6 protein-coding genes and 3 rRNA genes are annotated in these 9,493 nt (G+C 48.3%); 3 read left to right on the forward strand and 6 right to left on the reverse strand.

The features are described from left to right. A 16S ribosomal RNA gene (locus F1593_RS26315) occupies positions 1 to 376 on the reverse strand; the annotation flags it as partial. Between the two features lie 998 nt (positions 377 to 1,374). On the opposite strand from F1593_RS26315, the gene rrf reads away from it, so the two are divergent. Next, positions 1,375 to 1,491, forward strand: a 5S ribosomal RNA gene (rrf, locus tag F1593_RS26320). Positions 1,492 to 1,609: 118 nt separating this feature from the next. Here rrf and F1593_RS26325 read toward each other — a convergent pair. The 3 genes from F1593_RS26325 to F1593_RS26335 form a co-directional block, all read right to left on the reverse strand. Continuing rightward, positions 1,610 to 2,044 (reverse strand): OsmC family protein, encoded by a 435-nt coding sequence (locus F1593_RS26325; RefSeq protein ID WP_149404533.1) that lies wholly within the window; start codon positions 2,042 to 2,044, stop codon positions 1,610 to 1,612. A gap of 168 nt (positions 2,045 to 2,212) precedes the next feature. Next, entirely contained in the window at positions 2,213 to 3,193 is a 981-nt protein-coding gene (locus F1593_RS26330) for a hypothetical protein (RefSeq protein ID WP_149404534.1), read from the reverse strand. A gap of 160 nt (positions 3,194 to 3,353) precedes the next feature. Then, complete coding sequence (locus F1593_RS26335; RefSeq protein ID WP_149404535.1) at positions 3,354 to 5,048, reverse strand: hypothetical protein; 1,695 nt, start codon at positions 5,046 to 5,048, stop codon at positions 3,354 to 3,356. A 334-nt stretch (positions 5,049 to 5,382) separates the two neighbouring features. On the opposite strand from F1593_RS26335, the gene F1593_RS26340 reads away from it, so the two are divergent. Next, positions 5,383 to 6,780, forward strand: coding sequence for an ATP-binding protein (locus tag F1593_RS26340; RefSeq protein ID WP_149404536.1), 1,398 nt, complete (start codon positions 5,383 to 5,385; stop codon positions 6,778 to 6,780). Between the two features lie 107 nt (positions 6,781 to 6,887). Here F1593_RS26340 and F1593_RS26345 read toward each other — a convergent pair whose 3' ends face one another. Next, positions 6,888 to 8,192: an MFS transporter gene (locus F1593_RS26345; protein WP_172632469.1), complete on the reverse strand. Its 1,305-nt coding sequence runs from the start codon at positions 8,190 to 8,192 to the stop codon at positions 6,888 to 6,890. Between the two features lie 287 nt (positions 8,193 to 8,479). On the opposite strand from F1593_RS26345, the gene F1593_RS26350 reads away from it, so the two are divergent. Next, entirely contained in the window at positions 8,480 to 9,109 is a 630-nt protein-coding gene (locus F1593_RS26350) for a DJ-1/PfpI family protein (RefSeq protein WP_149404538.1), read from the forward strand. Positions 9,110 to 9,285: 176 nt separating this feature from the next. Here F1593_RS26350 and F1593_RS26355 read toward each other — a convergent pair. Then, positions 9,286 to 9,493 (reverse strand): 23S ribosomal RNA (locus tag F1593_RS26355); the annotation flags it as partial.

Here is a 9,493-nt window from a genome sequence, read left to right on the forward strand (position 1 = left end):
CGGCGTTGCTCGTTCAGGGTTGCCCCCATTGACGAAAATTCCTCACTGCTGCCCCCCGTAGGAGTCTGGGCCGTTCTCAATCCCAGTGTGGCTGATCGTCCTCTCAGACCAGCTACCGATCGCCGTCTTGGTAGGCCATTACCCCACCAACCAACTAATCGGGCGCAGGCTCATCCTCTGGCGCTCTTGCGAGCTTTGCTCTTACGAGCGTATGCGGTATTGTCGGCGATTTCTCGCCGGTATTCCTCACCAGGGGGTAGATAGCCCACGTGTTCCTCACCCGTCCGCCACTCTCTTCTTGCGAAGAGCGTTCGACTTGCATGTGTTAGGCACGCCGCCAGCGTTTATCCTGAGCCAGGATCAAACTCGCCATCCAATTTTATAAAGCACAGACCTTCAGCGAACGTCTGTAAATTGCATGAGAAAAGCGATCATGGCCAAGTTACAAAAACATGGCAATTGTTCGCAGATTATGTGTTTGCTCTAGCCGACGCATTTCTGCATCGCTACAGCTGAATTGACAGGAGCTATAAATTTTTCGTGTATAGTTCCAGTTACTGTTCTGCTTTCCACTCTTCAGTTGTCAAGGTACATCTGTCTGTAGAGCGAACGTTTCGTGTTTTTGTGTTCGCTCGCTTCAGCTCCAGTAGTATCGCATATCCCTTGTGGTTTGTCAAGCGTTTTTCCAGCGGAATTTTCGCTTGCACTGAAATCTCGTCTCACGTCTCGTTCGCGCCCTCCAGAGGAGGAAACGGTCCGAAAAAAGAGCCAACAACTCTCTACAATCTCAACAGTAGTTGGGAAACAATCAGAGAGATGGATGATCTCAGAGGGGCCACCTTAGCGTGGCACAAAGGATGTTCGATGAAACAGGAGCACAATCCCTCGTGAGAGGTGTTTGTGATTGCTTTTTCGACAGCTCAATGAGTATGCCATACGCAAGATGGTCTTGTCAAGGGTTTTGGGGACCAAATTTCGTGGCAAGACCGTTTCAAGACCGAGAATGAGGATGGAGACGTGGAGGTGCGTGCCGAGGTCGCAACCGAGGTGCGCTTTCCTCGTCTCGTACTACCATTTCGCCCCAACGCTCTGTAACGCCCTCTGGCAGGACGGTTTTGGGACCGATGGCCTACGGGTGAGATATCGTACGTGAACGGGAAAGCGCACCTCGGCTGCGGCCTTGGCACGCACCTACATTCTCCATCATTTGTGGGTTTCCCTCCTATTCCTTTTCTTTGAGCGGTATTGCCGGTGAAGGGTGGCTGCTCCTGCTACGGAGGCCCTCATTTCTCGTCTGGAAGGAAACTGGGGGTTGACAGAAGCGCAAGGGTGTAGTAGTATGTCCACATCGAGAACACCTGTCTGTGCAGGTGAGCCGGTGACACTAGCGAAGAGGGTACACCCGTTCCCATCCCGAACACGGTAGTTAAGCTCTTCCTCCCCGATGATACTCCGTGGGCAACTGCGTGGGAAAATAGGAAGTCGCCGTCTCACCCGCCCACACGGGTGTTTTTTGTTGCCTCAAACTCTATTACACAGATATCAAAGAAAACAAAAGGCCCGGCCATTTCAGATAAATAGCCGGGCCTTTTTTATTTATATCTATTGCTTATTGTTCGAGCAAGGTAGCCTTCAGATGAATATCCGTGGCAGCAAGAGCCTTGGAAACGGGGCAGTTCTGCTTGGCATCTTCAGCAATCTTCTGGAAGGTTGCATTATCAATACCAGGTACAATAGCTTCGGTGACCAGCTCAATAGGATTGATCGCGAAACCACCATCGACTGGATTGAAATGGACGTTGGCGGTGGTGTGCACGCTGGTTGGCGTGTGTCCCGCTCCCGCCAGGCTCGCTGATAAGGCCATGGAATAACAGCCAGCGTGGGCCGCAGCGATCAATTCCTCGGGATTAGTACCACCCGATCCATCGCCCATGCGGGAACGGAATGAGTATTTACCATCAAATGCTCCGCTGCCCAGATGTAATGTACCCTCGCCTTGCTTTAAATCACCACGCCATTCGGCATCCGCTTTACGTGTTGGCATAATTTTCTCCTTCTTGGTTGACCGCATTCTGGAAATAGTGAAGATGGCTCTCCTCTATATAACCATAATACGTTTCACAACAAGCTATATCAGACACTCTCGAATGAGAAATAGACCATATATATGGTATCACATGCGTTTAAGAACGATGCTCAGAATCCAGCATTTTCAAGATTCCAATTCGTCTGGATCGCTGGCAACATAATCTTCCGCAGCAATTTCAATACGCCAGACGGCACCTTTAAGAATGACATAGCGCCACTGGAGATAAGGACTATTGTTAAAATCAGCTGGCGTGGCCGTTTTCAAGAGATCCAGCACATCCTCTGGCACTGGCTGGCTGATATCTAGCTCACCCACTTGCACTTGTTGGATATAGCGCGCAACCAGTCCTTCTGGGTCATCGCGAAAGATTACACGCTGGAGATTGGAGAGATTACTGAGGCCTGCCTGGCGATGCTCTGGAATAGCGAGATCATTGATAATGCGCCGCCGCAAGGCTTCAAAGAAGCTATATTGAACCAGGCCACTACAGATAAAATTTAAGACAGCTTCGGACTCGGAATCCTTCTCATCCCATTTTTTGAAGAAGTGGGCCACTGCCTCAGCCGCATCGGCAATTTGTGGGAGAGCGCTCAGATGTTTGCGCGCCGCGCGTTCCGTGTAGAGACCAGCCAGCTCATAAACGGTTTTATGATCATATAAGCCAGTAATCTGGTCAATGGCGATGCCGCGTACATGCCGTAAATAACCGATAGCATGGGTATCTTCTGGATCATGCTCGCTATGGCGTGAGATTTCATAGGGATTTTCAACATACCAGCTCACGTCTGGACGCTTGATACCAACCGTGAATTCATTGAACGGAAGAACCTCGGTACGCCAGCTTGCGAGATGAATGCCTTTAGTTTTGGCTTCAACCAGAAAGGTATTATTGAAACCTCGATGTGGATCACTGATCAGATAGAGAAGCGCCGAGTGGCTCCATTTACTATCTGTGGCAAGACGAATCATATGGGCAAAAACTTCTTTGGGATCTTTGTTTTCGCGCAGTAGCACGTCCGCCACTTGAAGATGTGGTCCTACTTGATCGGGCTGCAAGAAATAGTCAAGTAGATTTTGTTCAATACGCCTGGCTCGATGCTTCATGAATATATACCCTCTTCATAAGAGTCAATCAATCCTCCTTCAATTATGCATCGTAAACTCAGGCGATCACAAGCACTTATCAGAGAACAGATAAGAGAAAAGCTTCTTTTATCCCGGCAAAGTTTTGCTGCACTTCACCGGGATATGGATAAGACGATTATTACCAGTTGGCATGTTGCCAGATACCAGAGGTTGAACTAAAAATCGCGTCAAGATGGTTGGTACTATCGACAAAAACGACCATCTGGATGCCGTGTGTGGACCAGATATAGCCAACCAGCCCTGCATCATTAGCTGCTAAAGGAGCGGAGGATATCTGAGTCAAATCGATGGCATTCCAGTTATTCTGAGGTGCCTGCGCCAATTCTTGCATATGATGGTTCGCATCCACAAACAAGATAACGCGTGAGCCTCCCTGAATCCAATCAAATGCCGCCAGGTCACGGCCATCCGGCAAGGGGCGGTTAGTCCGATTGGTTACATTGCTCACCGTCCACGTTCCCAGAGACTGACTCATCAGCTCTTGAATGTGTTTCTGAGTATCAATATATTCGATGTACTTTTGGCCTGTGATGCGCCATTCATAACCAGTCAACACATTGCCATTAGCAAGGGGGGCACCGCCTATCAGTGTGAGATCTATACTCGACCAATGCCCATCGGTATCTGAGCTGAGCTCAAGGATGTGTTGGTGTGTGTCGATGTAAGCAATCTGTTGGCGTTCAGTTTTGGTCCAGGGAAATGCTGTCAGGGCGATGCCATTGGCTGGTGGAGCGTGTGTAAGAGACGTTACATCCGTGTCCTGCCAGCTATTCCCATCCAAACTTGAGAGTTGTTGGATATGTCCTACCCGATCAATATAGACAAGCTGTTGTGAGCCAGTAGCTAACCAGTCAAATCCCTTTAATACGGCTCCATTTGCCAGAGGAGCATGAGTGATCTGCGTCACATCCAGGACACTCCAATGATTATCGATGCCAGCCCGCAGAAGATGAATATGTCCGAGCACATCAATATAAGCTACCTGCTGTGTATTGCCTTTATCCCAACTATAACTGGTCACAACACGCCCATTTGTTTGAGCGGAACCTGTCTCCCGGGTTAGATCCTTTTGCTGCCAGTTCTGACCATCAGAACTGGAGAGTAATTGAACATGTTTATTGGTATCAAGATAAACAGTGAATAGAGAACCATTCGCAAGCCATTGATTGGCGGAAGTGGCATTGCCCTGCACCGGCAATAATTTTGGAGCAGGACTGTCAGGAGTAGGCGAGAAAGACGAGGGCGCTACCAGAGTTGTCTCTGACAAGCCACCACGATTTGGAATGATATCCAGATAATAGAGAGCACCCATACCACCTGCAAATACAACGGCAATACAGAGCAGGGAAAGCCATAGATATTTGAGCTTGAAACGTTTCTTACGAGCCTGAATCTCCCAACTACGCTGAAGCATAAAGGATGGAGTTGATTTTTTATGCGGGATGTTCTCCTTATACTTAAACGTAACGACACGTATATTGTGATTAAAGGCAACGAGAAAAGATATATTTTCGACATTGGGAAGAGAGGCATCTGTTTCCAATGTAACGCTTCTTTGAATGGGCTTGCGAAGCCTCACCGTCCGATCTGGATCGAGGTCATCCTCTTCAAGTGTATCAATATCAGCATGTTGTGTTATCTTTGACTGCTGATGATGATCATCTCCATCTTTTACTTTTTCCGCAGCTGTGGATAGAGCATGCTTTGGGTCTGAAGGATTGACCGGATGCTGTGATAGCTGAGCGGGCGTTGAGGCGTGATCATGCTCCCTATTGGCTGCTTGAGATAATGCATCGTGTCCTTGTGAGTCCACAATCTTCTCCCTTTAACTGAACTGTGCATGCCAGATTATTTTATACTCATTTGCTTACAAAACGTAAAAGATTATCCATTCTATAAATTCATATGTTTATATTACAATATATCTATTAAAAATGCTTGCTTTTTTAGTTACATTTCTATGATTGTGCGAAAAGGAAAGTGATCTCCATCCAGACTATTTTGATGTGTAGTAGTTAATAGTACGCAATGGAGCGGTGACGCTCACTCTACAATGTGCTATACTCGCAAAAAATGAATATCAGCCCCATGATTGAGCATCTACTTCGTCCCGCATTCACTATACAGTAAAGGATGACTATCGCTCTATGAAAACAGATTTTCAAGATAGGTATGATCAGCCGATAGCTATGATTCCCCCATTGGAGAAACTACGTGCCTCTGTTCATGCTATACACGGTCTGACCTTACTACGCGGAGTTCTCGCGCATGCAGCGGGTCAGGCTGTCTTACAATTGCTGCAAGCTCTAACGTCTCAGCCCGATCCCATCGTAACTGCGGAAGCATTTAGCAATGCATTTAGCCAGTTAGCAACAGCTGCCTATACAGATCCCGAACCGGTAGTAGCAGATGCCTGGCAGGCTTATCTGGTGAGTAGTTTGATTGAAGATAGGAACCTCTGGAGCACGCAAGTTGAACAGGTTGGCTCGCCTCGTCTATCACCGGCCCTACGCATGCAGGCACAACGCGATCTTCAGACATTACAACGCCTCTTTGATCTGGACGCGCATCTACTCTGGGCTCAGACCTGCGCGGCAGTTACTTCAGCCATGCCTGAACTTGGGGATGCCTGGTCTCCATGGAGCGATTTACAGCCACAACGTGAACCAACTCCCAATACAGCCCGGACAGCACTGGCTCAAACTATCGCCACCTGCACAGATTGGAAGGAACTGGTCAGTCCACTGGAACAGTATTGGTCTCGTTATGGTACAGGGAAATTGGCCCGTTATCATGTATTGCGCTGGCAAGATAATCAGCAACAACTGTCGGGCATCGCTTATCCAGATCCCATTCAATTGACAGGCTTAATTGGACATGAGCGGCAGCAATCACTCATCAAAGCCAACATTGAGCATTTTATGGCTGGATTACCAGCACACGATATGCTGCTCTACGGACCACCTGGAACAGGCAAGTCATCCACCATCAAGGCGATTACCAACGCCTACACTGCTCAGGGATTGCACCTGGTGGAGATTGCGAAAGAAGATATCAACGCGTTGCCACTGGTAGCCGCGGAGTTGCGAGGTCACGCTCCACACTATCTGCTGTACATCGATGATCTCTCCTTCGAGGAACACGAAACATCCTATAAGAAACTCAAAGTATTGTTGGAAGGAACTGCCGAGGCACGACCCAAAAATGTCCTGATCTGTGTCACATCGAACCGCATGAATCTGATCCGCGAGAACTACAGTGACCGTGGCAAGCCAATCGATGATATTAACTGGCGCGATACCATGGATGAGAAGCAATCGCTCGTCCATCGCTTTGGCTTGCGTGTTAACTTCTTCTCGCCCGATCAAAAACAATATCTACACATAGTCAGTGAGTTAGCACAACAACGAGGCATCCAGATAGCCGAGGAAGAGTTGCAGGGCAAGGCATTAGCGTGGGAACGTCAACATGCTGGCCGATCAGGACGGAGTGCCCGGCAGTTCATTGATGATCTGGAAGCCGAGTGGAAACTCGAGCAGGCATGATGTATCGGCAATGATACAGATAGTATGTAGTATTCAGAACTTCAATTGATCCAGCCAGCATGTAACAGAACCGTGAGCAGAGGTTTCTCATATGCATCATATTTTGATCAGAAATGGCGGACGGGGAACCTCTGACGAGCGGGAGTAAACAGCCCGGTCAGCATAGTTACAAACGCGAGTGAACCAATTAACAGTAACACGCTGGTGGTGCCAACATGAGTACTCAAGCCGGTGAAAAGGGCGGCCCCAAGTGGACCCGGAACACCAATTACGGTCCAGAAGACCGAGGTAACACGTCCGAGCAGACTATCGGGCGTTATTTCCTGTCTTAATGACATCGAGACCACACTGGAAACCGTACTGCTAAAGGTGAAGAGCATTGCCAGCAGGCAGCACAAGACCATGTTGGGAGCCAGGGCAATTAAGATCAAAGCGACTGCATTTAGCAAAAGACTGCCAATCCAACAGGGACCAAAGCCCAGGCGTTTGCGCAGAGTTGGCGCGACAACACCTCCAACCACTCCACCAATACTGGCAAGCCCAAAGACCAGGCCAACACTGGTATCATTGCCACCAAGATCCGCTTTAATATGAAAAATAAAGAGATCTAATGCACCGGCGGTGAGCAAGGTGAGGATAAAGAGCAAGAATGCCATCGGCTTTAAAACTTGATTATGCCAGATAAAGGTGGCCCCCTCCACAAAATCAGTCCATAGTGTGCTACGCCGCTCAATAGGACGTGGTATCGTGACCTGCTCCACTGTTTCCTGCTTGATCAATTCTAATGGCGTCACCTCGGCTACAGCTCTGAGACGAATAAAGAGGAGTGAAAACGCAGAAACTGCGAACGAGATTGCATCCCCCGTAATGGCTGCCGAAGCCCCAAATGTACCCACGATAAAGCCAGCCAGCACAGGTCCCAGGACAAAAGCAATCGAGTAGGTAATCTGCAAGCGACTATTGGCCTCCACGATCTGATCACCATCCACCAGATTAGGAATAGCCGTCACATAAGCCACCTGGAATGTCAAGCCCAGACACGAACCTAATCCTACCACCAGAAAAATCAGCCAGAATTGTGGGCCAAAGAGAGACCAGCAGAGCGGAATTGCACCATACAAGCACATGCGCACAACATCACAGACAATCATTAGTTTACGGCGATCAACGCGATCAGCGATCACACCGGCAAAGAAGCCAGCAAGAATTTGACCAGCGCTATTCATCGCAGTAACTAATCCCATCAGGGCGACAGAACCGGTAGCTTGCAATACTAATAGAGGAATAGCAATAGATGCAAAAGAATCGCCAAATACTGAAAGAGTTTGTCCAAACCAGAACGTATTAAAATGGGGATTGCGCCAAAGCCTTTTTCCAGGCGCAGCGGGATAAGAAATATACTGATCTTGCATTATTTCTGAGACATCCATATAAAGTATTAAGTTCCTAGTGGGACGGTTGCCCATGAGAGAGAGAAAAATAGAGAAGTGCCAATATTACTCATATACAGTCACAGCTATACCAGCAATATGGTCATACTATTCTAACGTGACACCTGCGTATGCAGTCACAAACAATCTGGCGGCTTTTTTATCGGCCCTTGCACCAACACTGTAGAATATGCATAGTATAAATAGAGTAGTAATGCAAGAGAAAATGGAGAAATATCGTGTCATTACACGAAAAAGGATTTTTGAAGATGAGTGAAAATATAAAGCCTACAGTTGGCATTCTGCTATTTGATGAGGTTGAAGTGCTGGATTTCTGTGGCCCTTTTGAGGTTTTCTCGGTGGCACGTAGACCGGGAGTGCATAATGATAGTGCACAACTCTTTAACGTTGTCACTATTGCCGAAACCGACAGGATTATATCCTGCCGAGGCGGATTACTGGTCAAACCTCAAGCCACAATTGAGCAACATCCGGCCCTGGATATCCTGGTTGTGCCAGGAGGTAATGGAACACGCACAGAGCGCCATAACAACAAATTGATCGAATGGATTCAGCAGCAGGATCGGCAGACGCAGTTGACGACCAGTGTCTGTACAGGAGCCTTTCTCCTGGCGGAGAGCGCATTACTGGATCAGCGACACGCAACTACCCACTGGAACAGCGTCACTTGGATGAAAGAGACCTATCCTCGTACGACTGTCCTGGCTGATGCGCGTATTGTAGATGAGGGACATATCATCACATCAGCAGGCATCTCAGCAGGGATCGATATGAGTTTGTATATAGTTGAGCGCCTGTTTGGAACTGAAACGGCCCAATGGACAGCAAAGCATATGGAATATGAATGGCATGCCAGAGGACAAGTGGTAAAGTATTGAGTTCCACTGATCGAAGAGGACAACAAAAAAGGACTTGCCAAAAGCAAATCCTACTTGTATGGGTCTGAACCACTGAAAAGTGCATTTCCTCAATTTTGCCGAGCGCTTTCCTGTCAGCTTTGTTGAAGCAGACGACGCGCCATCCATTGTAGAGCCACGATGAAGATACAAACGTGTGAAACAAGCCGTACGATCATTAGGGCGGCTTCGCTGCACCTGTTACCAGGCTTGCACGTGCCGTCTATCAACCAGGTGTTCTGCCTGGGATCTTGATCTCACGAAGAGATGGGAAAACTTATCTTGGGTGCGGCTTCGCGCTTAGATGCCTTCAGCGCTTATCCCTTCTCGACATAGCTATCCAGCTCTGGCCCGGGCGGGCCAACT

Source organism: Dictyobacter arantiisoli (assembly GCF_008326305.1).
Classification (GTDB): domain Bacteria; phylum Chloroflexota; class Ktedonobacteria; order Ktedonobacterales; family Ktedonobacteraceae; genus Dictyobacter; species Dictyobacter arantiisoli.